This window comes from Bordetella petrii (assembly GCF_020991325.1).
Lineage (GTDB): Bacteria > Pseudomonadota > Gammaproteobacteria > Burkholderiales > Burkholderiaceae_B > Bordetella_A > Bordetella_A petrii_E.
This window is the reverse complement of the sequence record NZ_JAJMLX010000013.1, coordinates 1-24774: the sequence shown is the minus strand read 5'-3', so window position 1 is coordinate 24774 and position 24774 is coordinate 1. Positions and strand designations below refer to the sequence as shown.

Here is a 24774-nt window from a genome sequence, read left to right as displayed (position 1 = left end):
CCAGCGGCCGCGCGATAGCGCCAGGTTATGCCTGGCGCACAAAATTCGATGTGTCCGCCAGCACGCTTCCCAGCGCGGACAAAAAGCGCCGCCCCAGCAGGGGCAAGGGCGCCAGGTTCGAATGCGTGGCCCAGATCTCCACCTGCGCGGGCGGCTCGATCGGCCTCTGCACTACCGTGGATTCCGGCGGAATGCACCAGCCGTCCACCAGCGCCGGCCCCAGCCCCTGCTGCACGAAAGCATGCGCGGTCACCGGAGAATGCACTTCGATGGCTGGCGGACACACCGGCCCGGCGCCGAAGAATGTTTCCAGCGCGCGCCCCAGCGGCGTGCCCTCCGGGTAGCCTATCCAGCTGGCGGACGAAAAATCCGCCGCGTGCACGACCTCGCGGCCGACCAGGGGATGGTCCGGCGGCATGACGCAGACGATGGCGTCTTCGCCCACGCGGGTCGAGCTCAGGTTGGGATGGTCGGGCGACGACATGGAAATCCCCACGTCGGCCCGCCCGCTAAGAAAATAGCCCACCATTTCATCGAAGGTAACGCTGCGGAAATCCACCCTGGCGCTGCGGTTGCGGGCCAGGAAGCGCTCCATGGCGCGCGGGATCAGGCCCTGCCCGAAACTGGCGCTGGCCACCACCCGCAACACCCCCGAACCGCGCCGCCCCAGGCTGGCCGCCAGGTCGTTCACGCGCTGGATGCCGCCATACACCTGCTCTACTTCGCCATACAGCCGCAGCGCTTCGGGCGTGGGCAGCAGGCGGCTTTTACTGCGCTCGAACAAGGGATAGCCCAGCCGGGTTTCGGTCAAGGCCAGCACCCGGCTGACGGCTGGCTGTGACACATGCAGCATGCGGCCGGCCCCGCTGATCGAGCCCGCCACCATGATGGCGCGGAACACTTCGATCTGCCGCAGGCTTAGCGGCGGCGCGATGCGCGCGTCATCGCCGGGCGTGCTTGCCGTCGCGTCGATGGGCTGCGGTTTCATGCGTTTTTTCCCCTGTGGCCGATAACGGCGGATTATAGGACGGGGACATTTTTCGATGAGGGGCTGCGCGTGCCCCGGTGCTAACCTGCCCGGGCTGTCAAACAACCACAAGGGGAATACGAAAATGCAACGCATGTTGTCCCGCGGCCTGGCCGCCCTGGCCCTTACCGCCGGCATGGTGTCCGGCGCCCATGCCTGGCCCGACCAGCCCATCAATTTCGTGGTGCCCTCGGCCGCCGGCGGTTCGCCCGACGTGCTGTCCCGCCTGGTCACCAGCCAGCTGGCCCAGGATCTGGGCACATCCGTGGTGGTTGAAAACCGCCCGGGCGCGGCCGGCAATATCGGCATATCCCTCATCAAGCGCGCGGCGCCCGACGGCTACACCATCGGCTACGGCAACATCAACACGCTGGCCGTGAACCGCTCGCTGTTCAACAAACTGCCTTACGACGTGGATGCCGACCTGGAACCGGTGGCCCATCTGTTCGACCTGTACAACGTGCTGATTGTGCCGGCCGGCTCGCCCGACCAGAGCGTGCAAGACCTGATCGAACGCGCCCGCGCCAACCCCGGCCGCCTGTCCTACGGGGCGTCGGGCGTGGGCACCACCGGCCATATGGGCGGCGAGCTGTTCAAAAGCATGGCCAAGGTCGATGTCACCTTCATCCCCTACAACGGCGGCCCGGCCGCCATCCAGGACTTGCTGGGCGAACGCCTGGACTTCATCTTCGTGAACTCGTCCGAAGCAGTGCCGCTGATCAAGAGCGGGCGCGTGCGCGCCCTGGGCGTCAGCAGCATGAAGCGGCTGGACCTGCTGCCCGAAGTGCCCACGCTGGACGAACTGGGCCTGAAAGGCTACGAAACCATCGCCTGGGGCGGCGTAGTGGCGCCCAAGGGCACGCCGCCGGAAGTCGTCCAGCAGCTTAACGCCGCCATCGGCCGCGCCCTGCAGGCCCCCGCCGTGCGCGAAGGGCTGGCCAAGCTGGGCGCCGTGCCCGCGCAGGGGTCGCCAGCCGACTTCAAGCGCCTGATGGACAGTGAAACGGCCAAATGGCGGCAGATCATCGCCGACGCCGGCATCAAGAAACTGGACTGAAGCGACCTCCCCCAAGCGCCGCGCGCGCTGCGCGCGGCGAAACACTGACACGCTGCATGCACGCTGACTTCATTCTGCAGGACGCCACCGTCGTCGACGGTAGCGGCCAGGCGCCCTACCGCGCCCATATCGCTGTCCAGGGACAGCGCATCACCCAGGTGGGGGATTTCGCCTTCCCCGATGGGGTGCCCATCATAGCCGCGCAAGGCCTGGCCGCCGCGCCTGGCTTCATCGATTCGCACACCCACGACGACGGCTACCTGCTGGCGCATCCGGACATGACGCCCAAGGTGTCGCAGGGCATCACCACCGTGGTCACCGGCAACTGCGGCATCAGCCTGGCGCCGCTGGCCAACCGCGCCATTCCGCAGCCGCTGGACCTGCTGGGCCCGGAAGCGTTGTTCCGCTTTGGCACCTTCGCCGACTGGATCGAGGCCCTGCGCCAGGCCCCCGCCGCCGTGAACGTAGTGCCCCTGGTGGGCCACACCACCTTGCGCGTGGCCGTCATGGACGACACCACGCGTGCCGCCGATGCCGGCGAAATCACCCGCATGCGCGCCTTGCTGCAGGAAGCGCTGGATGCCGGCGCGCGCGGCGTATCCACCGGCACCTTCTACCCTCCCGCACAGGCCGCCCCCACCCAGGAAATCATCGATGTGTGCCTGCCCCTGCGCGGCCGCGCCGGGGTATACGCCACGCACCTGCGCGACGAAGCCGACCACATCGTGCCGGCCATGGAAGAGGCGCTGCAGATCGGCCGCGCCCTGGACTGCCGCGTGGTGTTCTCGCACCACAAGCTGGCGGGCGCGCGCAACCACGGGCGCTCGCGCGAAACACTGGACCTGATCTCGCAAGCCGCCGCGCAACAGCCGGTATGCCTGGACTGCCATCCGTATCCGGCCACGTCCACCATGCTGCGGCTCGACCGCGTCAAGCTGGCCCAGCGCACCATGATCACCTGGTCCAAGGGCTACCCCGACGCCACGGGCCGCGATTTTTCCGACGTGATGGCCGAACTGGGGATGGATGAAGCGGGCACCCTGGAACGCCTGGCGCCGGCCGGCGCCATTTATTTCCTGATGGATCCGGACGACGTCAACCGCATCTTCCAGCATCCGCTGACCATGGTGGGATCCGATGGGCTGCCGTTCGACCCGCATCCGCATCCGCGCCAATGGGGCACCTTCACCAACGTGCTGCGCACCATGGTGCGCGAACAGAATCTGCTCAGCCTGGAAGCCGCCATCCACAAAATGACGGGCCTGGCGGCCGAGCAATACGGGTTGCCCCAGCGCGGCCTGCTGCGCCCCGGCTACTACGCAGACCTGGTGCTGCTCGACCCGGCCACCGTCACCGACACGGCCACTTTCAACGAACCCCTGCAGCTCAGCCGAGGCATACATGGCGTATGGGTGAATGGCCAGCAAGTATGGAACGGCAGCCAGGCGGGCACCGCCCGCCCCGGCCAGGTATTGACGCGGGCGGCGGCATGACCGCAAGCCGCCCCAACTACCTGGGCGTGCTGGGCGGCATGGGGCCGCTGGCCGGCGCGGCGTTCGCGCTGCGCCTGGCCGCCCTGACCCCGGCGGCCACCGACCAGCAGCACATTCCCACCTTGCTGCGCAACGATCCGCGTATCCCCGACCGCAGCGATGCGCGCATGCGCGGCGGCGAAGACCCCCTGCCCCATATGGTGGAAGGCCTGCGTTTCCTGGAAGCGGCCGGCGCCAGCATCATCGCCATTCCGTGCAATACCGCACACTTGTGGTACGACCAGCTGGCCGCGGCCACTACGCTGCCCATCCTGCACATCATCGACGCGGTGGCGCAAGACCTGCAGCGCCTGGGCTTGCAGGGGGGGCGCATCGGGCTGATGGGCACGCCGGCCACCCTGGCGCTGGGCCTGTACCAGGCCCGCCTGCAACGCCACGGTTTCGAATGCATCGTGCCCGACGCCGGCGAGATCGAACGCTATTGTGCCGCCCCCATACGGGCCGTGAAAGGCAACCAGGTGGCTTCGGCCCTGGCGCCCGCCGTGCGGGGCGTGCAACTGCTGCAGGCCCGCGGCGCGGACGCCGTGGTGCTGGGCTGCACCGAACTGCCGCTGGCCATACCCCATGACCAACGGATAGGGCTGGGGGTTCCCGTTACGGATTCCATCGACGCCCTGGCCCGCGCCGCCATCGACCAGTACTTCCAGGAACCACTGCAGCGCAAGGCCGCGTAACGGCGCGCAAAGGCCCGGGAAACCGGGCGGTGTTGCGGTGTTGCGGTGTCTGGCACCCAGAGGGAGCCAGACACCCATGGGATCACGTTAAGCCGCCGTGGCGAGCTTGCACCGGTACTGACGGGTGTCTGGCTCCCGCCAGGGTGCCAGACACCGCCCCATGACTACCCACCCAAATACGCCTTTCGCACGTCATCATTGACCAGCAGGTTGGCCCCCGTGTCCTGCAGCACCACCCTGCCGTTTTCCAGCACATAGCCGCGATCGGCCACTTGCAGCGCCTTGTGGGCATTCTGCTCTACCAGGAACACGGTAACGCCCTGCTCGCGGATGGTGCGGATGATGTCGAAGATCTGCGCAATGATCAGCGGCGCCAGGCCCAGCGTGGGCTCGTCCAGCAGCAGCAGCTTGGGCTGGGTCATCAGCGCGCGGCCGATGGCCAGCATTTGCTGCTCGCCGCCCGACATGGTGCCCGCGCGCTGCGCCGCGCGTTCTTTCAGGCGCGGGAACAGCGTGTACACGTGTTCGATCCCCGCCTGGATGGCTTCGCGGTTGGCGAAGAAGCCGCCCATCATCAGGTTCTCGGCCACCGTCAGGTCCTTGAACACGCGCCTGCCTTCCGGCGAAATGGCGATGCCGCTGCGCATGATGTGATGCGTGTCTTTCTGGGTGATGTCTTCGCCCTGGAAAGTAATGGTGCCCTCGCGCGCCCGCGGGTTTCCGCAAGCCGTCATCAGCAGCGTGGTCTTGCCGGCCCCGTTGGCGCCGATCAGGGTCACGATCTCTCCCTGGTTCACCTCCACCGACACGCCGTTCAGCGCCTGGATGGCGCCGTAGTACGTATGAATGTTTTCCAGCTTCAGCATCATTCTTCCCCCAGATACGCCTTGATGACGCGCTCGTCGGTGCGCACCTGCCCGGGCGTGCCGGTGGTGATGGGCTTGCCGTGCTCCATGACCAGAATGCGGTCGGATATGCCCATGATCAGGCTCATATCGTGCTCGATCAGCAGCACCGCCACGCCAAACTCGCGGCGCAACTGGTCGATCAGTTGCTGAAGGTCGCGCTTTTCCTGCGGGTTCAGGCCGGCGGCCGGCTCGTCCAACATCAGCAGCCGCGGCTTGGTGATCATGCAGCGCGCGATCTCCAGCCGGCGCTGGTGCCCGTAGGCCAGGTTGCCCGCCTCGCGGTTGGCATACTGCCGCAGGCCCATGAAATCCAGCCATTGCGCCGCGCGCGACAAGGCCTGGGCCTCGGATTCGCGGTACGACTTCAGCTTCAGCAGGCCCGGCAGCAGGCGCGCTTCCACCTGGGTGTGCTGCGCCACCAGCAGGTTTTCCAGCACCGTCAGCTGCTTGAACAGGCGCACGTTCTGGAACGTGCGCACCAGCCCGTGGCGCGCCACCTTGTGGCTGGGCAGGCCGGTGATCGGCTTGCCGTCCATGACGATGTCGCCGGCGGTGGGCTTGTAGAAACCGCCCACGCAATTGAACACCGTGGTCTTGCCCGCGCCGTTGGGCCCGATGATGGCAAACACCTCGTCGGGCTTCACCTCGAAGCCCACGCTGTCCACGGCCAGCAGGCCGCCGAACCGCATGGTCAGGCCGGATACTTTCAACAATGCTTCACTCATTTGGCCAGCTCCACATGGGGACGCTTCATGGGCAACAGCCCCTGTGGACGCCACATCATCATCAGCACCATGACCAGGCCGAACATCAGCATGCGGTACTCGGCGAACTCACGCGCCACTTCCGGCAGCACTGTCAGCAGAATGGCGGCCAGAATCACCCCCACCTGCGAACCCATGCCGCCCAGCACCACGATCGCCAGGATCAGGGCCGACTCGATGAAAGTGAACGATTCCGGATTCACCATGCCCTGGCGCGCGGCGAAGAAGGCGCCGCCGAAACCCGCGAACATGGCGCCCAGCGTAAACGCCGACAGCTTGATGCGCGTGGGGTTCAGCCCCAGCGAGCGGCAGGCGATCTCGTCTTCACGCAAGGCTTCCCAGGCGCGCCCCACCGGCATGCGGATCAGTCGCGTGGACACGAACAAGGTCACCAGCGCCAGCGCCAGCGCCATCAGGTACAGGTAGTTCACCATGTGCTGGTTGTCGAACGTCCAGCCCATGATCTCGTGGAACGTGCGCGTGCCCTCTTCGCTGGAACGGCGCGCCATTTCCATGCCGAACACCGACGGTTTGGGAATGCCCGAGATACCGTCGGGCCCGCCCGTCAGGAAGTTCAGGTTAATGAGCAGCAGCCGTATGATTTCCCCGAAACCCAGCGTGACGATGGCCAGGTAATCGCCCCGCAGCCGCAGCACCGGGAAGCCCAGCACGAAACCGAACAGCGCCGACATGGCGCCGGCGAACGGCAGCGCTTCCCAGAAACCCCAGCCGGCCCAGTGGTACAGCAGCGCGTAGGTATAGGCGCCCACCGCGTAGAAGCCCACGAAGCCCAGGTCCAGCAGGCCCGCGAAGCCCACCACGATGTTCAGCCCCAGGCCCAGCATTACATAAATGAGCACCAGCGTGGCAATGTCCACCGAGCTGCGGCCGCTGAAGAAAGGCCAGATCACCGCGGCCGCGATCAGCAGCGCGATGAGCCACTTGTTGCCCCTGGCCGGCGCCGCCGGCAGCACCGGGATGCTGGTCTTCAGTTTCTGGAAAGGCCGCGCCAGCCAGGGGCGCAGCAGCTGGAAAAAAAACACCACCGCGGCGGCCAGCGCCACCATGTCCCAGTGGGTTTCCATATTGGTGCGGGCACCCTGGCGAACCAGCTGCAGCCCGAACACCGGCATCACGATCACGGCCGTCAGGATGGCCGCCATCGTGGCATTTTTAAGTGTGTTGTTGGCCATCAGACTTTTTCCACCTCAGGTTTGCCGAGCAGCCCGGTAGGACGGAACAGCAGAATCAACACCAGCAGCGAGAAGGCCACGATGTCCTTGTACTGGGACGAGATATACGCGGCGGCCAGCGTCTCGGCCAGGCCCAGCAGCACGCCGCCCAGCATGGCGCCGGGAATGCTGCCGATGCCGCCCAGCACCGCGGCCGTGAATGCCTTGATGCCGGCCAGGAAGCCGATGAAGGGGTTCAACTTGCCGATGGTGATGGCGATCAGCACGCCGCCCACCGCCGCCAGCATGGCGCCCAGCACGAAAGTGAAAGAAATGACCCGGTTGGTGTCGATGCCCAGCAGATTGGCCATGTGCATGTCCTGCGAGCAGGCGCGCGACGCGCGGCCCATGCGGGAATACTTGATGAACAGCGACAGGGCCACCATCAGCAGCACGGTGACCACGATGATCATGATGCGCGAATAAGGCAGGGTCACATCGAACGACGTACCCATGTCCCATTGAATGGAACCGGAAATCAGCGAAGGCACGGCCATGTCGCGCGCGCCCTGGCCCAGGGCCACCCAGTTCTGCAGGAAAATCGACATGCCGATGGCCGAGATCAGGGCCACCAGGCGCTGGCTGCCGCGTACCGGCCGATAGGCCACGCGTTCCACGCTGAAGCCGTATATGCCGGTAACCACAATGGCCACCAGCAGCATCGCCGCTATCACGAACGGCAGCGGCAGGCCGCTGTTGGTGCCGATGGCGGTCAGCGTCACCAGGCCCACGTAGGCGCCGATCATGTAGATCTCGCCGTGGGCGAAGTTGATCATACCGATGATGCCGTAGACCATTGTGTAGCCAATGGCAATCAGCGCGTAGATCGCACCCAGCGAAAGACCATTGAAGATCTGCTGGGTAAGTTGGGGGATAAGGTCTGACATGGATATACCTATGCTCCAAATGGTTCCGGCCCCGGTAGCATGACCCGGAGCCGGAAACCTGGGCGTGCGTGAAGCCCCGGCGGATGGCCGGGGCGGCGCGTGTTTACAGCTGGGCCTTCTTGCCGTCCTTGTCCCACTTGAACACGGCGAACTCGAAGTCTTTCAGGTCGCCCTTGGCGTCGTACTCGACCTTGCCGATCGCCGTATCGAAGGCGGTCTTGTGCATGTAGTCGGCCACTTTGGCGGGGTCTTCACCCACCGCCTCGATGCTCTTGGCCAGGATCTGCACGGCCGCGTAGGCCGGCATCTGGAAGGCGCCGTCCGGATCGCGCTTGGCGTCGCGGAACGCCTTCACGATGCCTTCGTTGCCGGGCAGCTTGGTGAAGTCGGACGGCAGCGTCACCAGCAGGCCGTCGATGGCCGGTCCGGCGATGGCAACCAGGTCCTGGTTGGCGGTGCCTTCGGGGCCCATAAACTGCACGTTCAGGCCCTGTTCGCGCGACTGGCGCAGCAGCAGGCCCAGTTCGGGGTGGTAGCCGCCGAAGTAGACCAAGTCCACCCCTGCCGACTTCAGCTTGGTGATCACCGCCGAATAATCGCTGTCGCCCACGTTGATGCCTTCGAACAGCACCACGTTGACCTTGTTCTTTTCCAGCGTGTCCTTCACCTGGGTGGCCACGCCCGAGCCGTAGGTCTGCTTGTCGTGCAGCACGGCCACTTTCTTGGGCTTGAGGGTATTGGCGATGTAGCCCGCGGCGAACGGGCCTTGCTGGTCGTCGCGGCCGATGGTGCGGAAGAAGAAATGCGGCTTGGTCGTGTCGGTAACCAGGGGCGAGGTGGCGCCCGGGGTAATGGCGACGATGCCTTCCTGTTCGTACACGTTGACGGCCGGCACGGTCACGCCCGAGCATGCGTGCGCCACGGCGAACTTGGCGCCCGAATTCACCACGCGGTTGGCGGCGGGCACGGCCTGCTTGGGTTCGCAGCCATCATCGATGAGAATGGGCTCGAGCTTCTTGCCCTTGACGCCGCCCTGGGCATTGATGGTTTCGATGGCGGTCAGGGCGCCCGCCTGGATCTGCGTGCCGTACTGGGTGTTGGGGCCGGTCATGGGCTGGGGGATGCCGATCTTGATGGTGTCGGCCGCCTGGGCGGCGCCGGCCAGCAGCAAGGCGCCAAAAGCCATGGCGACAGGGGTAACGCGATGCAGAAGCTTCATTCGGAATTCTCCGGCGATAGGGATGGGCAGCTTTGGACGGATCGGCATCGCCGGGGGATACCCGGCGGCCCGGCACGCCCATTGCTGGCTTCTTGGGCAAAAGTACAGCGTGGGCGGTATTCTGAAAGGTGCTCCCCCCGGTGTCACTGCGTGTAATCCCCAATATTTTGCGAGCCCGCAAAAAAAGGGACGCACGCCACCGGGCGCCGGCCCCGAAGACCGCGCCAGAAGCAAGCGGCGCCAGTATCTGACATCAACCTTACACCGTGCTTGCGCGCGGCCGGCGGCTACAATTGCCCCCCATGAACCCGAACCTTTCTATCGCCTTCATCGGCGGCGGCAACATGGCCACCGCCCTGGCCAGCGGCCTGGCCGGCAAGACCTGCCCCGCCGGCAATCTGCACGCCGTCGACCCCAATGCCGCCGCACAGGACGCCTGGCGCCAGCGGGGCGCCACGGCGGCGGCTCAGCCCGACCCCGCCCTGCAGGCCTGCAAGGTATGGATCTACGCGGTGAAGCCCCAGCAATTGCGCGAAGCCGTGGCCCTTACCCGCCCGTGGCTGCAACCCGGCACATTGGTTATCAGCGTGGCGGCCGGCATCCGCGCCGATACGCTGGCGCAGTGGCTGGGCGAACCCGGCGCGCCGTGGCAGAACCTGGTGCGCTGCATGCCCAACACGCCCGCGCTGGTGGGCGCTGGCGTCACCGGGCTGGCGGCGCTGCCGGGCGTCGACCAGGCCGGCCGCGAGTTGGCCGAAAACATGCTGGGCTCGGTGGGCCAGGTGGTCTGGGTGGAAGACGATGCCGCGCTCGACGCCGTGACCGCCGTGTCCGGCAGCGGGCCCGCCTATGTATTCCTGTTCCTGGAATCGCTGGTGGCCGCGGGCGTGGCGGCCGGGCTTACGCCTGAACAGGCGCACCAGTTGGCGCTGGGCACGCTGGCCGGCGCCACGCAACTGGCCGCCCAGTCCGAAGACCCGCCAGCCGTGCTGCGCGAACGCGTCACCTCCAAGGGCGGCACCACGGCGGCCGCGCTGCAGGTATTCCAGCAGGCCGGCTTCAAAGACATCGTGGGCCAGGCGGTCGATGCCGCCGCGCGCCGCTCGCGCGAACTGGCGGACGAGTTCGGCCAATGACACCGGCGCGGCGCTTCCAGCCCATGACCCCGCCGCAATTCGTGGTGGCGGTGGCCTGCATGGGCCTGATCGTGGTGGGGTCGAACATCCTGGTGCAGTTCCCCCTGAACGATTGGCTGACCTGGGGCGGGCTGTCCTATCCCGTGGCCTTCCTGGTTACCGACGTGCTGAACCGGCGCTTCGGGCCGGCGGCCGCCCGGCGGGTGGCCTGGGTAGGCTTTGCCGCGGCGGTGGGTATTTCCGTCTGGGTGGCCTCGCCACGCATCGCCCTGGCATCGGGCCTGGCCTACATCTGCGCCCAACTGGCCGACATCCGCATTTTCGACCGCCTGCGCGACCGCCGCTGGTGGCAGGCGCCGCTGCTGTCGGGCACGGCTGGCGCCGTGCTCGATACCGCCGTCTTCTTCAGCGTGGCCTTCGCCGCCACCGGCATGCCCTGGGTAACCTGGATGCTGGGCGACCTGGCCATCAAGCTCGCCGTCAACGCTGGCATGCTGGCGCCCTTCCGCGCCCTGATGTGGAACCTGGCCCGGCCCGCCGAACAACCCGCCGCCCGTTAATGCCGGCACAATAGCGGCCGCTGCGGTACGCTATTCCACATTTGACAGGGCCCGCCGCTGGTGTAAAAGTCACGTCTCTGTCACAAACCATACATAAGGTGTCGTGTTCTTTCGCGACCGGAGACCCCGCATCGCGCCCACGCAACCGGAGGACCACCCCATGCGACCCCAGCGTCTAGCCTTCACCTTCGCCGCCCTGATGGCGGCCTTCGCCGGCACGGCGGCCCATGCCGCCACCGAGATCCAGTTCTGGCACTCCATGGAAGGCGCGCTGGGCGAACGCGTCAATGAATTGGTCCAGGAATTCAACAAGAAAAACACCGACTACAAGATCAATGCCGTCTACAAGGGCAACTACGGCGAATCCATGAACGCCGGCATCGCCGCCTTCCGCGCCGGCAATGCGCCCGACATCCTGCAAGTCTTCGAAGTGGGCACCGCCACCATGATGCACGCCCGCGGCGCCATCAAGCCGGTGCAGCAAATGTCGGAAGAAGCCGGCCAGCCGCTGGACCCCAAGGCCTTCATCGGCGCGGTCGCGGGCTATTACTCGTCGCAGGACGGCAAACTGATCTCGATGCCGTTCAACAGCTCGACCGTGGTCTTCTACTACAACAAGGACGCCTTCAAGAAGGCCGGCCTGGATCCAGAAAAACCGCCCAAGACCTGGGAAGAACTGGCCGCCGCCGGCCAGAAACTGAAGGCCGCGGGCCAGGAATGCGGCTACACCACGTCCTGGCCGTCGTGGGTGCAGCTTGAAACCTTCTCGGCCTGGCACAACGTGCCGTATGCCACGCAAGACAACGGTTTCGGCGGGCTGGACGCGCGCCTGGCGTTCAACACCCCCCTGCACGTGCGCCACCTGGACAACCTGGCCAAGCTCGCCAAGGACGGCATCTTCATGTACGGCGGCCGTGGCGACCAGCCCAACTCGCTGTTCATCGGCGGCAAGTGCGCCATGATCACCGGCTCCAGCGGCCTGCGCGCCAACATCGCCAAGAACGCCAAGTTCGAATTCGGCACCTCCACCCTGCCGTACTACGCCGACGTGCAGGGCGCGCCGCAAAACACCATCATCGGCGGCGCATCGCTGTGGGTGTTCGCCAAGAAATCGCCCGAAGTCTACAAGGGCGTGACCGAATTCTTCCACTTCCTGGCCAGCCCGGAAATCGCCGCCCGCTGGCACCAGCAAACCGGCTACGTGCCCGTGACCCGCGCCGCCTATGAACTGACCAAGAAGCAAGGCTTCTACGACAAGAACCCCGGCACCGAAATCGGCGTCAAGCAGCTCAACGTCGAGACCACCGCTCAGTCGCGCGGCCTGCGCCTGGGCTTCCTGCCGCAGATCCGCGAAATCCAGGACCAGGAAATCGAACGCATCATGGTCGGCAAGGTCAGCGCGCAAGACGGCATCAAGACCATGGTCACGCGCGGCGACGAACTGCTCGAGAAGTTCGAAAAAAGCGTCAAGTAACAACCCGGGCGGCTTCCTGGAAGCCGCCCCTACCTGAATTCCCCTAGGGTGTGCTTACATGGAAAAGCGCGTCGTATTCCGGCACAAAACCCTGCCTTACCTGCTGCTGGCCCCCCAGATCGCGATCACGCTGATCTTCTTCTTCCTGCCCGCCGGCCAGGCCATGTGGCAATCCATGCAATTGCAGGACGCCTTCGGCCTGTCGTCCGAGTTCGTCGGCCTGGCGAACTTTGCCGACCTGTTCCGCCAGCCCGATTACCTGGACTCGGTGCGCGTCACGGCCGTGTTTTCGGCACTGGTGGCCTTCGTGGGCCTGTCCGTGTCCCTGCTGCTGGCCGTCATGGCCGACCGCGTCATCCGCGGCGCCGGCCTGTACAAGACTCTGCTGATCTGGCCCTACGCCGTGGCCCCCGCGGTGGTGGGCGTGCTGTGGCTGTTCCTGTTCTCGCCCTCGGTAGGCATCCTGGCCGTGGCGCTGCATAACGCCGGCGTGGCCTGGAACCCGCGCCTGAACGGCAACCAGGCACTCACCCTGGTGCTGATCGCCGCCGTCTGGAAACAGATTTCGTACAACTTCCTGTTCTTCCTGGCCGGTCTGCAATCCATTCCGCGCTCGCTCATCGAGGCCGCCGCCATCGACGGCGCCTCGCCCGCGCGGCGTTTCTGGACCATCGTGTTCCCGCTGCTGTCGCCCACCACGTTCTTCCTGCTGGTGGTGAACATCATCTACGCCTTCTTCGACACCTTCGCGGTCATCGACACCACCACCCAGGGCGGCCCCGGCACGGCCACGTCCATCCTCGTGTACAAGGTTTACAGCGATGCCTTCCACGGACTGGACCTCGGGTCTTCGGCGGCGCAGTCGGTGGTGCTGATGGCCATCGTGGTAACGCTTACCGTGGTGCAGTTCCGCTACATCGACCGCAAAGTCCAGTACTGAAATCACAAGGCAACGACACCATGGTTGAACGCCGTCCCTGGCTGGACTTCCTGGCCCACCTGATCCTGCTGTGCGGCGTGGCGCTGGTGGCCTTCCCCCTGTACGTCACCTTCGTCGCGTCCACGCAAACCGCGCAGGAAGTCGCGGCCGCGCCCATGTCGCTGCTGCCCGGCCCGCACTTCGTGGACAACTACGCGCGCGCGCTGGCCGGCGCCGGCGTCAGCCGCATGCTGTATGTCAGCCTGGTCATGGCCCTGGTGATCTCGCTGGGCAAGATCGCCATTTCCCTTCTGTCGGCCTTCGCGGTGGTGTACTTCCGCTTTCCCTTCCGCATGTTCTTCTTCTGGATGATCTTCGTCACCCTGATGCTGCCCGTGGAAGTGCGCATCGCGCCCACCTACAAGGTGGTGGCCGACCTGGGCCTGCTCAACAGCTACGCGGGGCTGACCCTGCCGCTGATCGCGTCCGCCACCGCCACCTTCCTGTTCCGCCAGTTCTTCCTGACCGTGCCGGATGAACTGGTCGAGGCCGCGCGCATCGACGGCGCCGGCCCGCTGCGTTTTTTCCGCGACGTGCTGCTGCCGCTGTCGCGCACCAGCATCGCGGCGCTGTTCGTCATCCAGTTCATCTACGGCTGGAACCAATACCTGTGGCCGCTGCTGATCACCACCCAGGAAAACATGTACCCCGTGGTCATCGGCATCAAGCGCATGATCAGCGGCGGCGACAGCGTCACCGAATGGAACATCACCATGGCCACGGCCATGCTGGCCATGATCCCGCCGGCGTTGGTGGTCATCCTGATGCAGAAATGGTTCGTCAAGGGCCTGGTCGATACCGAAAAATAGCGGCGCGCCCCACCTTCATACCGGTCAAGAACACTCCATGGCTACCCTGAGCTTTCGCAACGTCAAGAAAACCTATGCGGGCGACGTTGCCGTCATCCACGGCATCGACGTCGACGTCCAAGACGGCGAATTCATCGTCATCGTGGGCCCTTCCGGCTGCGGCAAATCCACGCTGATGCGCATGGTGGCCGGCCTGGAAACCGTCACCAGCGGCGAGATCCTCATCGACGACAAGGTCGTCAATGAACTCGAGCCCGCCCAGCGCGATATCGCCATGGTGTTCCAGAACTACGCGTTGTACCCGCACATGAGCGTGTTCGACAACATGGCCTACGGCCTGAAGATCCGCAAATTCTCGAAAGACGAAATCCGCAAGCGCGTGCAGGCCGCCGCGCAGATCCTGGAACTGGACGCCCTGCTGGAACGCCGGCCGCGCCAGCTGTCCGGCGGTCAACGCCAGCGCGTGGCCATGGGCCGCGCCATCGTGCGCGAGCCCAAGGTGTTCCTGTTCGACGAACCGCTGTCCAACCTGGACGCCAAGCTGCGCGTGGCCATGCGCCTGGAAATCATGAAGCTGCACCGCAGGCTGCGCACCACCAGCCTGTATGTCACGCACGACCAGGTCGAGGCCATGACCCTGGCCCACCGCATGATCGTCATGTACCAGGGCGTGCCCGAGCAAATCGGCACCCCCACCGAAGTCTTCGAAAAACCGGCCTCCACCTTCGTGGCCGGTTTCATCGGGTCGCCTCCCATGAACCTGATGCAGGTCAACGTGGCTGGCGATGGCACCCTGCAAACGCTGGACGGCGTGGCCCTGGACATCTCCCCCCTGCAAGTACCCGCCGCCGTGCGCGGCCGCCCGGTCACCCTGGGCATGCGGCCCGAACACATGCTGCTGAACGCCCAGGGCGTCAGTGCCGAAGTGGAAATGGTCGAAACGCTGGGATCGGAACAACTGGTGCATTGCCGCTGCGGCCAGAACGCCCTGGTCGTGCGCTGCGCCACGCGCGCATTGGCCGAGGTATCGGCCAAGCCGGGCGAACAGATCTCCATCGGCCCCGACGGCCGGCATGCGCTGCACTGGTTCGAGACGGATACGGGGCGCCGCGTCGAGGGCACCTAACTCTCAGGCCGGTGCGCTGTCGGGTGTCTGACTCCCCGCAAGGGGTGTCAGACACCGATGTATGCGCAGGCTCGACACGACGGGGTCAGGCACCCTACGGGAGCCAGACCCCTGGCTAAGCCGCTTAAGGTAGCGCCATGCGCGCCTGACATCACTCTCACCCGCCCACGGCGGTCAAGGCGCCGCCGCCACCCCCGGCACCGGCGACACTCGCGGCAGCGGCGCGGCCACGCGCCAGATCGCGCGCCGCCGCAGGGCCGACAACAGCTTCAGCCCCTGCGGCCATTCTCCGAAACCACTGTCGGTATTGATATGCCCGCCGCTGGGGATGACTTCCAATCGGCTACCCCAGGCACGCGCAAACTGCTGCGCGCGGTCCAGGCTGCAATAAGGGTCGTCATCGCCCGCCACCACCACCGACTGGAACGATAGGGAATGCAAGGACACCGGCCCAAAGCTGCGCAGGCAGTCGGGCATGCCGGCTTGCTCCACATCGGCCGGGGCCACCAGCAATGCACCCCCTACCTTGGCCCGCAGCGGCACCGGCAGGTTCACGGCCGCCAGGCAGCCCAGGCTGTGGGCTATCAACAGCACCGGGCAAGCCGCCTCATCGACACAGGCCGCCACCGTGGCGTTCCATACCGCCGGATCGGGCGTTTCCCAATCGGGCTGCCGCACCCGCCGCGCATGCGGCAGGCATTCCGCCCAACGGCTTTGCCAGTGGCCAGGCCCGGAATCTTTCCAGCCAGGAACGATAATCGGTTGGAATCTCATGGCGCCAATAATGCCTTCCGCCCTTATAGACGCAAACGAATAAATCGTCTTTTGCATATACCCATATGCACATAAAGCGCCCCGCTCCCGCCACCCCGCCGATTGCGTACCCGCGCGGCGCAAATTCATCGGGCTTTCAGGTATGCTTGCCTGCACAAGCCTGGTGCGCCCCGGCGCACCCCAGCGGCTTATAGGTATAACGAAGCAAAGGAGATCCCCATGAAATACGCATTCCGCCTCACCCCGGTCCTGGCCGCGCTCGGCCTGGCCGCGGGCCTGGCCGTATCGGCCGGCGCGCAGGCGCAAAGCATCAAGATCGCCGTGGTGGGCCCCACCACCGGCCCGGTCACCCAGTATGGCGCCATGGTCCGCGAAGGCGTGGACACCGCCGTGGAACGCATCAATGCCGCCGGCGGCATCGACGGCAAGAAGCTTGAAACCGTGGTCATCGACGACGGCTGCGAACCCAAGCAGGGCCCTGTGGCCGCCAACCGCGTCGTCAACGACGAAATCGGCTTCGTGGTCGGCCATGTGTGTTCCGGCGCCACCATCGCGGCGGCCGACGTCTATAACAACGAAGGCGTGGTCATGGTCACCCCCTCGGCCACCTCGCCCGCCCTCACCGACGGCAAGAACTACGAGTTCATCTTCCGCACCATCGGCCGCGACGACCAGCAAGGCCCCGCCGCCGCCAAATTCATCCTTGAAAAAATCAAGCCCAAGACGGTCGCCGTGCTGCACGACAAACAGTCGTACGGCCAGGGCATCGCCACTTCGGTAAAAGACAACCTGGAAAAAGGCGGCGTCAAGGTCGTGGTGTTCGAAGGCATCAACGCCGGCGACAGCGACTATTCCGCCGTCATCACCAAGCTGAAATCCAACAACGTCGATTTCGTCTACTACGGCGGCTACCATCCCGAAATGGGCCTGCTGCTGCGCCAGGCGCACGAACAAGGCGTAAGTGCCAAGTTCATGGGCCCCGAAGGCGTGGGCAACCCCGACATCAATGCCATCGCAGGCAACGCCGTCGAAGGCATGCTGCTGACGCTGCCGGCCGACTTCACCCAGAATCCGGCCAACGCCGACATCGTCAAGGCCTTCGAAAGCAAGAAGCGCAACCCCAGCGGGGCCTTCCAGCTCACCGCCTACGCCGCCACCCAGGTCATCGCCGAAGCCATCAAGGGTTCGGGCAGCACCGACCCCACCAAGGTGGCCGCCTACCTGCACGCCAACAGCTTCGATACCCCCATCGGCAAAACTTCGTGGAACAAGCAGGGCGACCTGAACGACTTCGAATTCCAGGTATTCACCTGGCATAAAGACGGCAGCAAGACGGCGGTTAAATAAGAAACGCAGGCATGGGCGGCCTGGCCGCCCCGCCGCGGGGCCCGTTCGCGGGCCCTGCTCTTTTTGGGCGGAAAGAGCCTGCTTTTTCTTTAAAACAGTGTTTTTCCCCGGAAACCGAAGGTTTCCCACCTGCCGGTATTTACATTGGCCCCATTCAATTGGTTACAACACTTGTAAACAACGGGTAGCTAAAATGTGCCAACTACCCCATAGAACGACATAAAGAGCAGGAATCGGCAAAGCGTTGGAGGCGCGCCGCAAACTCTTGGGCATTAAGCAGCGTTTTGTATCTGCATTTTGCCAAACAGCCTGCTTTCACTAGGCCGCGCACTATAAACAGTAAAATCTGCGTTCTCGAATTTCATCGTTCACCCCCCATAATGGCCCAGCTTTTCACTGGCACCCTAACCGCCGTAGCTATTTGCCCAGCAGCCTGGGCCCCGTATACCGAGGAACCACCTAATCTCAAACCCGCCAAGCCGCCTGCCAGCGGTAGTTTTTCTGGTCATTGCCTGTAGACACAGTCTGCCCGGCCCCTGATGCCCGGCTTCTGGGTCGTCTATCCATAGCAAAATAAAACCAAAAAGCTCTCGAAAGCTGTTGTTCGAAGGAAGATATACATGGCAAAGCGCGTTGCCGTCGTGGGGCTCTCGTTCCGGTTTCCGCAAACCGACACCGAGCAATACTGGACTGATCTGCTGGCCGGGCGCGACCTGGTCACCGAAGTCGAGCCCGACCGCTGGCAAAAAGATGCCTACCTGCATCCCGCCAAAGACCATCCAGGCACCGCCTACACGTTCGCCGCCGGCTCGGTCGGCGACGTCTCCGGCTTCGATGCGCACTTTTTCGGCATTTCGCCGCGCGAAGCGGCCCTGATGGACCCCCAGCAGCGCCTGCTGCTGGAAATGTGCTGGGAAGCCATCGAACATGCGGGCATCAAGCCGTCCGCCCTGCGGGGCAGCGATTGCGGGGTGTATATCGGGATCGCCAGCGCGGATTATTCCTACCGCATGTCCGACGACACCCAGGCCATCGACGCCTCGATGGCCACGGGCAATACGTCCAGCATCGCGGCAAACCGCCTGTCTTATTTATTTGACCTGCATGGGCCCAGCATGGCCGTGGACACGGCCTGCTCTTCCTCGCTGGTGGCATTCCACCAGGCATGCCGCGCCATCGTCACCGGCGAAACCAGCCTTGCCATCGCCGGCGGCGTCAGCCTGCATTTGCACCCCTATGGGTTCATCACCTTCTCAAAAGCCTCGATGCTGTCGCCCAACGGGCGCTGCAAAGTATTCGACGCCTCGGGCGATGGATACGTGCGGTCCGAAGGCGGCGGCCTTTTCCTGTTGAAAGACTACGACCAGGCCGTTGCCGACGGCAACCACATCCTGGCCGTGGTTCCAGGCAGCGCCGTCAATACCGATGGCCGTAAATCCGGCCTGACCGTACCGAACGCCGATGCCCAGGTCGCCCTGATGCGCCAGGTATATGAACGCGCCGGCATCGACGTGGCCAAGATCGACTACCTGGAGGCCCACGGCACCGGTACGGCGGTGGGCGATCCCATCGAAACCCGGGCCATCGGTGCCGCCTTGGGCCAGCCGCGCGGGGCCGGCAACCCCTTGCCCATCGGCTCCGTCAAAAGCAATCTGGGCCACCTGGAAGCCGCTTCCGGCGTGGCCGGCCTGGTCAAGGCCATATACAGCCTGCAGCACCGCGTGGTGCCGGCCACCATCGGCATAGAAACCCCCAACCCAGCCATCGATTTCGATGGCTGGAATATCGCGGTCGCCACCGAGAACCATGCGCTGCCGCGCACGGGCCAGTTGACCATAGGCGTCAACTCGTTCGGTTTTGGCGGCGCCAACGCGCACGTCATTCTGCAAAGCCCGCCTGTCGCAGGCGATGATGAAGCCGACAAACTGGCCAATGCCGCTGCCGTGCCGGTCCTGGTGTCCGGCAAGACCCCCGATGCCATGAAAGCCGCCGCCAGGAACCTGGCCGCCGTGCTGCAGGGCCAACCGGCGCGCGCGTTGTACGACGCCGCCTACCACGCCACCATGCGCCGCGAATGGCACACCGAACGCGCGGTGGTGTATGGCACCGACAGCGCATCCGTTGCCCAGGCCCTGCAGGCATACGCCGAAGGCGACGCGCCCCGCTACAGCGTGGCCTCGGGCAGCGCCGTTCCCGGCGCGCAGGGTCCTGTGTTCGTCTATTCCGGCAACGGGTCCCAGTGGGCCGGCATGGGCCGCCAATTGCTGGCCGAACCGATATTCGCCGAAGCGGTGCACGAAATCGACAACCGCTTCGCGCCCCTGGCGGGCTACCGCCTTGCCGATGAACTGGCGCGCGCCGACAGCGCGAACCAGTACGAACGCACCGAAATCGCCCAACCCGCGCTGTTCGCCATCCAGGTGGGCATTACCCGCATGCTGGCCCAGCGAGGCATCCGTCCCACCGCGGTGGTGGGACACAGCGTGGGCGAAGTCGCCGCCGCCTGGGCCTGCGGCGCCCTGAGCCTGGCCGATGCCGTCCAGGTCATTTTCCATCGCAGCCGGCTGCAGGGCACCACCAAGGGCCAGGGCTGCATGACCGCCGTCGGCATAGACGGCGGCACCGCCCAGGCGCTGCTTGCCGAACTGCAACTGACCGATGCGCTGTGCGTCGCCGGTTTCAACAGCCGGCGCGGCGCCACCCTGGCCGGCGACCCCGCCGCCATGGCTACCGTCGAAGCCGTCCTGGCCGAGCGCCAGGTGTTCTACAAGCGGCTGGATCTGGACTACGCCTTCCACAGCAGCGCCATGGACTCGATCCGGCCAGCGCTTCAGGAAGCGTTGGCCGGCCTGGCGCCCGAAGCCGGCCATACGCCGTTCTACTCCACTATCGCCGGCGATCGCCTGGACGGCAAGGAACTGGACGCCGTCTACTGGTGGCGCAATATCCGCGAACCCGTGCGTTTCCAGCACGCCATCGACGCGCTAGTAGCTCGCGGCGATAACGTCTACATCGAAGTCGGCCCTCATCCTGTCCTGCGCTCGTATGTGAACGACAGCCTCGCGGCCGCCGATATCAAGGGCCGCGTCCTGCTTACCGCCAGCCGGGGCAACGACGAACCCGCCAAGATCCGCGACACCGCGGGCCAAGCTTTGTGCAGCGGAGCCCAGGTCGACTGGCAAGACCTCTTCCCCTGGGAAGGCCGCCACATCGCACTGCCGGCATATCCATGGCAGCGTGAACGCTATTGGCATCCTGTCACGCCCGAATCGCTGGGCCAGCTCGAACGCGCCAATGTCCACCCCTTGCTGGGCTATCCGCTGCGCCAGCACGAGGGCATCTGGGAAAACCAGCTCGATACTGTGCAGTTGCCGTGGCTGGCCGACCACGTCGTCGGCGACGCCGTGGTTTTTCCCGGCACGGGGTTTGCCGAAATCGCCCTGGCCGCCGCCGCGCAATGGCAGCCTGGCGCCTGGGTCGAACTCGAAGAACTGGAAATCCGCGCGCCGCTGCTGCTGGCGGCAGCGCCTTCCAAACGCCTGCGCGTCAGCCTGGATACCGCGGATGGCAGCCTGCGCATGCAATCCAAAGACGTAGGCAGCACCGAGCCCTGGGCCCAGCACGCCACCGCGCGCATCCTGCGCGAAGCCAGTCCCGCCCTGCTTGCCACGGCGGCGGCGCTGCCTCCCGAACGTGCGCCGGATTTCACCTGCGATACCCATGCGCAGCTTACCCGCGCCGTGGGCCTGGACTACGGCCCGGCCTTTCAAGCCATCCAACATGGGTGGCGGGAATCCCCGGAGTCAGTGCTGGCCGTGCTGGAACCCGCAGACACCGTGCAGGCCGATGTGGCCCATTCGTATCTGCATCCGGCACTGCTGGATTGCACTTTTCAATTGATCATCCAGCTGCTGCGCGACGACCCCGCCATGCACCTGGGCGTGGCTTTCGTTCCGGCCAAGCTCGGTCGCCTGGCGCTGGAATTGAATGCGGGCGCGCCGCGCTATGCGCGCGCGCGCCTGCTGCGCCGCGGCCCGCATTCGCTGACCGCGGAATTCGCGCTGTACGACGCCAACGGCAAGCAGATTGCCGCCGTGCACGAGGCCCGCTTCCGCAGCATCCGGTTGTCAAAAACATCAACCGGCGCCCTGGATTTCCTGGCCGACACCGGGGTACCCAGCCCGCACGCACAAGACCCGCTTGCCCGCCAAAGCAGCCTGTCCGCCCCGGCTGCCGCCAATGCCATCGCCACTGTGGCCGCCGCCGCGCAAGGCCATACGCATGGGCGGTATGCCCATGAAATCGAGCCCTTGCTCGACAGCCTGTGCGACCGCTTCCTGGTGCGCGCGCTGCGCGAACTGGTGCCAGGCAATAATCATGTCTACGACGACATCATCGAGCGTTGCCGCCAGGCCTCGCCGGATACCGCGCCCTTGCTGCGCCGGCTTCTGGCGCGCGCCACCGATGCCGGCCTGCTCGAGCGCACGCCCTCGGGCTGGACATTACCCGCGCAAGACGACTCGGCCCCCGATGTCATCGACATCTGGAACAGCCTGATCCGCGAATACCCCGATTACGCCCACATCGTGCAAGCCGTGGGGCGCGTGGGCCTGCACCTGGCGGCCCTGCTGCAAGGACAAGCCACCCTGGCCACCATCTGGCCGCAAGAATTTTCCGCCGGCGCGCTCAGCCGCCAGATCCTGGGCGCGGACGCCCGGCAACGGCTGGGCGCGGCGCTGCGCCAGTTGCTGGCAAATGCCCAAGCCAGCCTGCCCTCGGGCGCCCGGCTGGGCGTGCTGGAAATCAGCGCCCATGGGCCGGCATTCGCGGTGGACTGCTGCGCGGTATTGGATTTCGGCCTGGCCGATTATCACCATGCCTCGGCAACCTCCGCGGGCCTGGAACAGGCGCAGCGCGCGCTCGACGCCTACCCAGACGCCAGTTGCGGCCCCCTGCCCTCAGGCGAAGAAGATGGCGCGGCCGCATACGACCTGGTGATCCTGCATACGGATGCGTCCAGCGCAGAGGACGCCCAGCGCATGCTCGACCATGCGCGGGCACGCCTGAAGGTGAACGGCACACTGTTGCTGGTTGGCACTCATCCCGCCGCCTGGCTGGATTTCGTGGCCGGCGCCCTGCCCGGCTGGTGGGCCGCCGCTGGCGACGAGACACATACCTCGTGCCAGTATCCGGCGCGCTACTGGCAAGAAGCGCTGGCGCAGCAAGACTGCACGGACAGCGCACTGCACGAATTCGCACCCGGCGCCCTGTCCGGCCCTTACCTGCTTACCGCGGCCGCGACCGCGGCCAGCGAAACCGGTACCGCCGCACCGGCGGCCACGCACGCGGCAGCGCCAGTACAACCTGGCTGGTTGCTACTGGCCGGCCGCCACGAAGGCGACGCTGCTTTGGCCAAAACCCTGGGCGCGCGCCTGACCGCTGCCGGCCACCGCGTGGCCATCCAGCGCGACACCGATCCCGCCAAGATCGACGCCATCCTCAGCCAGGCCAAGACCCGGTTGGCGCAAATCGATGGCGTCATCCATCTGGACGGCTTGTCGCACAGCGCCGACGGGCTGTCGCCCGAGGCCCTGCTGCAGCACGAAGTGGCCCGCTGCGCGCTGGCCGCCGCCGCCGCGCAAGGGCTGGAACGCAGCGGCAGCAGCGCCATCCTGTGGCTTTTCACCGCCGGCGCGGCCCAGCACTTGGCCCACCAGGCCGCCGGCCTTGCCGATGCCGCGCTGTGGGGCTACGGCCGCACCATGATGAACGAAGCCGCGCAGTTCGGCGTGCGCCTGCTGGACCTGCCCGACGCGTCTCCCAGCCCGGCCGTGCTGGACGCGCTGGAACGCGAACTGCTCTGGCCCGATGCCGAACAAGAAGCCGTCATTACCGCCGAGGGCCGGCGCTACGCACCACGCCTGCATACCGTGCCCCGTCCCTCTGCCGCTTCAATGGCAGCGCCGGATAGCCCCGCCGCGCATATCCGCCTGGGCTTCGACTTCCCCGGCCAATTGCGCAATCTGCGCTGGGAAAGCGGGTCCGTCCAGGCACCCGCCGAGGACGAGCTGGAAATCGAGGTGCATGCCACCGGCCTGAACTTCCGCGACGTCATGTACGCCCTGGGCATGCTGTCCGATGAAGCCATCGAAAACGGCTTCGCCGGCCCCACCCTTGGGCTTGAATTCGCCGGCACCGTGCTCAGCGTGGGCGCGAACGCCGAAGGCGATTACCGGCCCGGCGACGCCGTCGTGGGCTTCGGCCCCGCCAGTTTCGCGAACCGCGTCCTGACCAAGGCCAGCGCCATCGCACACATTCCCGAAGGCATTTCCTTCGAGGCCGCGGCCACCATCCCCAGCACCTTCTTCACGGTGTACTACGCCCTGCACCACCTGGCCCAGTTGGAAGAAGGCGAAAAAGTGCTGATCCACGGCGCCGCCGGCGGCGTGGGCATCGCCGCCATCCAGTTCGCGCAATGGCGCGGCGCGGAAATCTACGCCACCGCCGGGTCCGACGAAAAACGCGACTTCCTGCGCATGCTGGGCGTGCAGCACATCTACGATTCGCGCTCGCTGGCCTATGCGGACGAAATCCTGGCCGACACCGGCGGACGCGGCGTAGACGTGGTGCTGAACTCCCTGGCGGGCGAAGCCATCAACCGCAATCTGCGGGTACTGAAGCCCTTCGGCCGCTTCCTGGAACTAGGCAAGCGCGATTTCTACGCAAACACACGCATCGGGCTGCGCCCCTTCCGCAACAACATCAGCTACTTCGGCATCGACGCCGACCAACTGATGCACGAACGCCCGGCGCTGACGCGCCGCCTGTTCGGCGACATGATGGCGCTGTTCGCGCAGGGCGCCCTGCACCCGCTGCCCTACCAGGAATTCGACGCGAACGACGTGGTCGACGCCTTCCGCCATATGCAGCAATCGCGGCAAATCGGCAAAATCGTCATCACATACCGCAACGGCATCCGCAGCCCGCATGCCGCCGCAAGCAACGCGCCCGCCGTGCCCACCGCGCTGGAGCTGCCGGCGTCGGCCGCGGTGGCCAGGATGAGGATGCCGACCAGGGCGCCCAGGATGCCGTAGACCATGGTCGTGATGCGCACGCCCTGGCCGCCGCGCGAGAGCCGTGCGCCGAGCGTGATCGACAGGGCGGCCAGGCCGAGGGCGACCAGGGCGATGAGGACCATGACGCCGGCGGCGGCGTGGCCGAAGTCCGAGGCGAAGTTGTCGCCGAAGG

Annotated in this window: 18 protein-coding genes; 11 read left to right on the top strand and 7 right to left on the bottom strand. The window is 65.8% G+C overall.

All coding sequences use genetic code 11. The features are described 5' to 3' along the window. Positions 1-25: 25 nt before the first annotated feature. Positions 26-988, bottom strand: coding sequence for a LysR family transcriptional regulator (locus LPZ50_RS02880; protein ID WP_230657307.1), 963 nt, complete (start codon positions 986-988; stop codon positions 26-28). Positions 989-1112: 124 nt separating this feature from the next. On the opposite strand from LPZ50_RS02880, the gene LPZ50_RS02875 reads away from it, so the two are divergent. The 3 genes from LPZ50_RS02875 to LPZ50_RS02865 are packed head-to-tail and all read left to right on the top strand — an operon-like array spanning position 1113 to position 4311. After that, the gene (locus tag LPZ50_RS02875; protein WP_230657305.1) at positions 1113-2084 is read left to right on the top strand and encodes a Bug family tripartite tricarboxylate transporter substrate binding protein; all 972 of its coding nucleotides are present in this window, start codon (positions 1113-1115) and stop codon (positions 2082-2084) included. Positions 2085-2140: 56 nt separating this feature from the next. Continuing rightward, on the top strand, positions 2141-3577 hold the full coding sequence (locus tag LPZ50_RS02870; RefSeq protein ID WP_230657304.1) for an N-acyl-D-amino-acid deacylase family protein: 1437 nt from the start codon (positions 2141-2143) through the stop codon (positions 3575-3577). Further along, the gene (locus LPZ50_RS02865; RefSeq protein ID WP_230657302.1) at positions 3574-4311 is read left to right on the top strand and encodes an aspartate/glutamate racemase family protein; all 738 of its coding nucleotides are present in this window, start codon (positions 3574-3576) and stop codon (positions 4309-4311) included. The genes LPZ50_RS02870 and LPZ50_RS02865 overlap by 4 nt, the downstream gene beginning before the upstream one ends. A gap of 164 nt (positions 4312-4475) precedes the next feature. On the opposite strand, the gene LPZ50_RS02860 is transcribed toward LPZ50_RS02865, so the two are convergent. From LPZ50_RS02860 to LPZ50_RS02840, 5 genes are all read right to left on the bottom strand, one after another. Beyond that, on the bottom strand, positions 4476-5177 hold the full coding sequence (locus tag LPZ50_RS02860) for an ABC transporter ATP-binding protein (RefSeq protein ID WP_230657325.1): 702 nt from the start codon (positions 5175-5177) through the stop codon (positions 4476-4478). Continuing rightward, positions 5177-5944, bottom strand: a complete 768-nt coding sequence (gene livG, locus LPZ50_RS02855) for a high-affinity branched-chain amino acid ABC transporter ATP-binding protein LivG (protein ID WP_230657301.1) — start codon at positions 5942-5944, stop codon at positions 5177-5179. The genes LPZ50_RS02860 and livG overlap by 1 nt, the downstream gene beginning before the upstream one ends. After that, the gene (locus tag LPZ50_RS02850; RefSeq protein WP_230657300.1) at positions 5941-7176 is read right to left on the bottom strand and encodes a high-affinity branched-chain amino acid ABC transporter permease LivM; all 1236 of its coding nucleotides are present in this window, start codon (positions 7174-7176) and stop codon (positions 5941-5943) included. Before LPZ50_RS02850 ends, livG begins: the two co-directional genes overlap by 4 nt. Next, the gene (livH, locus tag LPZ50_RS02845) at positions 7176-8102 is read right to left on the bottom strand and encodes a high-affinity branched-chain amino acid ABC transporter permease LivH (RefSeq protein ID WP_230657298.1); all 927 of its coding nucleotides are present in this window, start codon (positions 8100-8102) and stop codon (positions 7176-7178) included. The genes LPZ50_RS02850 and livH overlap by 1 nt, the downstream gene beginning before the upstream one ends. 103 nt (positions 8103-8205) lie before the next feature. Next, a complete protein-coding gene (locus LPZ50_RS02840) occupies positions 8206-9321 on the bottom strand; it encodes a high-affinity branched-chain amino acid ABC transporter substrate-binding protein (protein WP_230657296.1) in 1116 nt (371 codons plus the stop codon). A gap of 302 nt (positions 9322-9623) precedes the next feature. Between LPZ50_RS02840 and proC the strand changes: the two genes are divergently transcribed. The 6 genes from proC (at position 9624) to LPZ50_RS02810 (ending at position 15405) form a co-directional block, all read left to right on the top strand. Continuing rightward, positions 9624-10457 (top strand): pyrroline-5-carboxylate reductase, encoded by an 834-nt coding sequence (proC, locus tag LPZ50_RS02835; protein ID WP_230657295.1) that lies wholly within the window; start codon positions 9624-9626, stop codon positions 10455-10457. Next, a complete protein-coding gene (locus LPZ50_RS02830; RefSeq protein ID WP_230657293.1) occupies positions 10454-11017 on the top strand; it encodes a VUT family protein in 564 nt (187 codons plus the stop codon). The genes proC and LPZ50_RS02830 overlap by 4 nt, the downstream gene beginning before the upstream one ends. 160 nt (positions 11018-11177) lie before the next feature. Next, a complete protein-coding gene (ugpB, locus tag LPZ50_RS02825; protein WP_230657291.1) occupies positions 11178-12491 on the top strand; it encodes a sn-glycerol-3-phosphate ABC transporter substrate-binding protein UgpB in 1314 nt (437 codons plus the stop codon). 58 nt (positions 12492-12549) lie between these two features. Next, positions 12550-13431, top strand: coding sequence for a sn-glycerol-3-phosphate ABC transporter permease UgpA (gene ugpA / locus LPZ50_RS02820; RefSeq protein ID WP_230657289.1), 882 nt, complete (start codon positions 12550-12552; stop codon positions 13429-13431). Positions 13432-13451: 20 nt separating this feature from the next. Then, positions 13452-14279, top strand: a complete 828-nt coding sequence (ugpE, locus tag LPZ50_RS02815; RefSeq protein WP_230657288.1) for a sn-glycerol-3-phosphate ABC transporter permease UgpE — start codon at positions 13452-13454, stop codon at positions 14277-14279. Between the two features lie 37 nt (positions 14280-14316). Next, the gene (locus tag LPZ50_RS02810) at positions 14317-15405 is read left to right on the top strand and encodes a sn-glycerol-3-phosphate import ATP-binding protein UgpC (RefSeq protein WP_230657286.1); all 1089 of its coding nucleotides are present in this window, start codon (positions 14317-14319) and stop codon (positions 15403-15405) included. 174 nt (positions 15406-15579) lie between these two features. On the opposite strand, the gene LPZ50_RS02805 is transcribed toward LPZ50_RS02810, so the two are convergent. Continuing rightward, a complete protein-coding gene (locus LPZ50_RS02805) occupies positions 15580-16179 on the bottom strand; it encodes an RBBP9/YdeN family alpha/beta hydrolase (RefSeq protein WP_230657284.1) in 600 nt (199 codons plus the stop codon). A gap of 219 nt (positions 16180-16398) precedes the next feature. Between LPZ50_RS02805 and LPZ50_RS02800 the strand changes: the two genes are divergently transcribed. Continuing rightward, on the top strand, positions 16399-17526 hold the full coding sequence (locus tag LPZ50_RS02800; protein ID WP_230657282.1) for a branched-chain amino acid ABC transporter substrate-binding protein: 1128 nt from the start codon (positions 16399-16401) through the stop codon (positions 17524-17526). A 620-nt stretch (positions 17527-18146) separates the two neighbouring features. Further along, the gene (locus LPZ50_RS02795) at positions 18147-24620 is read left to right on the top strand and encodes a type I polyketide synthase (RefSeq protein ID WP_230657280.1); all 6474 of its coding nucleotides are present in this window, start codon (positions 18147-18149) and stop codon (positions 24618-24620) included. Positions 24621-24774: the final 154 nt, after the last annotated feature.

What these genes read in the sequence shown, in the direction of transcription:
- ugpA (WP_230657289.1), top strand. Translation starts at nt 12,550, where the DNA reads ATGGAAAAGCGCGTCGTATTCCGGCACAAAACCCTGCCTTACCTGCTG.
- LPZ50_RS02805 (WP_230657284.1), bottom strand. Translation starts at nt 16,179, where the DNA reads ATGAGATTCCAACCGATTATCGTTCCTGGCTGGAAAGATTCCGGGCCT.
- ugpB (WP_230657291.1), top strand. Translation starts at nt 11,178, where the DNA reads ATGCGACCCCAGCGTCTAGCCTTCACCTTCGCCGCCCTGATGGCGGCC.
- ugpE (WP_230657288.1), top strand. Translation starts at nt 13,452, where the DNA reads ATGGTTGAACGCCGTCCCTGGCTGGACTTCCTGGCCCACCTGATCCTG.
- LPZ50_RS02830 (WP_230657293.1), top strand. Translation starts at nt 10,454, where the DNA reads ATGACACCGGCGCGGCGCTTCCAGCCCATGACCCCGCCGCAATTCGTG.
- LPZ50_RS02840 (WP_230657296.1), bottom strand. Translation starts at nt 9,321, where the DNA reads ATGAAGCTTCTGCATCGCGTTACCCCTGTCGCCATGGCTTTTGGCGCC.
- LPZ50_RS02870 (WP_230657304.1), top strand. Translation starts at nt 2,141, where the DNA reads ATGCACGCTGACTTCATTCTGCAGGACGCCACCGTCGTCGACGGTAGC.
- LPZ50_RS02880 (WP_230657307.1), bottom strand. Translation starts at nt 988, where the DNA reads ATGAAACCGCAGCCCATCGACGCGACGGCAAGCACGCCCGGCGATGAC.
- proC (WP_230657295.1), top strand. Translation starts at nt 9,624, where the DNA reads ATGAACCCGAACCTTTCTATCGCCTTCATCGGCGGCGGCAACATGGCC.
- LPZ50_RS02865 (WP_230657302.1), top strand. Translation starts at nt 3,574, where the DNA reads ATGACCGCAAGCCGCCCCAACTACCTGGGCGTGCTGGGCGGCATGGGG.
- LPZ50_RS02800 (WP_230657282.1), top strand. Translation starts at nt 16,399, where the DNA reads ATGAAATACGCATTCCGCCTCACCCCGGTCCTGGCCGCGCTCGGCCTG.
- LPZ50_RS02875 (WP_230657305.1), top strand. Translation starts at nt 1,113, where the DNA reads ATGCAACGCATGTTGTCCCGCGGCCTGGCCGCCCTGGCCCTTACCGCC.
- LPZ50_RS02795 (WP_230657280.1), top strand. Translation starts at nt 18,147, where the DNA reads ATGGCAAAGCGCGTTGCCGTCGTGGGGCTCTCGTTCCGGTTTCCGCAA.
- LPZ50_RS02810 (WP_230657286.1), top strand. Translation starts at nt 14,317, where the DNA reads ATGGCTACCCTGAGCTTTCGCAACGTCAAGAAAACCTATGCGGGCGAC.
- LPZ50_RS02850 (WP_230657300.1), bottom strand. Translation starts at nt 7,176, where the DNA reads ATGGCCAACAACACACTTAAAAATGCCACGATGGCGGCCATCCTGACG.
- LPZ50_RS02860 (WP_230657325.1), bottom strand. Translation starts at nt 5,177, where the DNA reads ATGCTGAAGCTGGAAAACATTCATACGTACTACGGCGCCATCCAGGCG.
- livH (WP_230657298.1), bottom strand. Translation starts at nt 8,102, where the DNA reads ATGTCAGACCTTATCCCCCAACTTACCCAGCAGATCTTCAATGGTCTT.
- livG (WP_230657301.1), bottom strand. Translation starts at nt 5,944, where the DNA reads ATGAGTGAAGCATTGTTGAAAGTATCCGGCCTGACCATGCGGTTCGGC.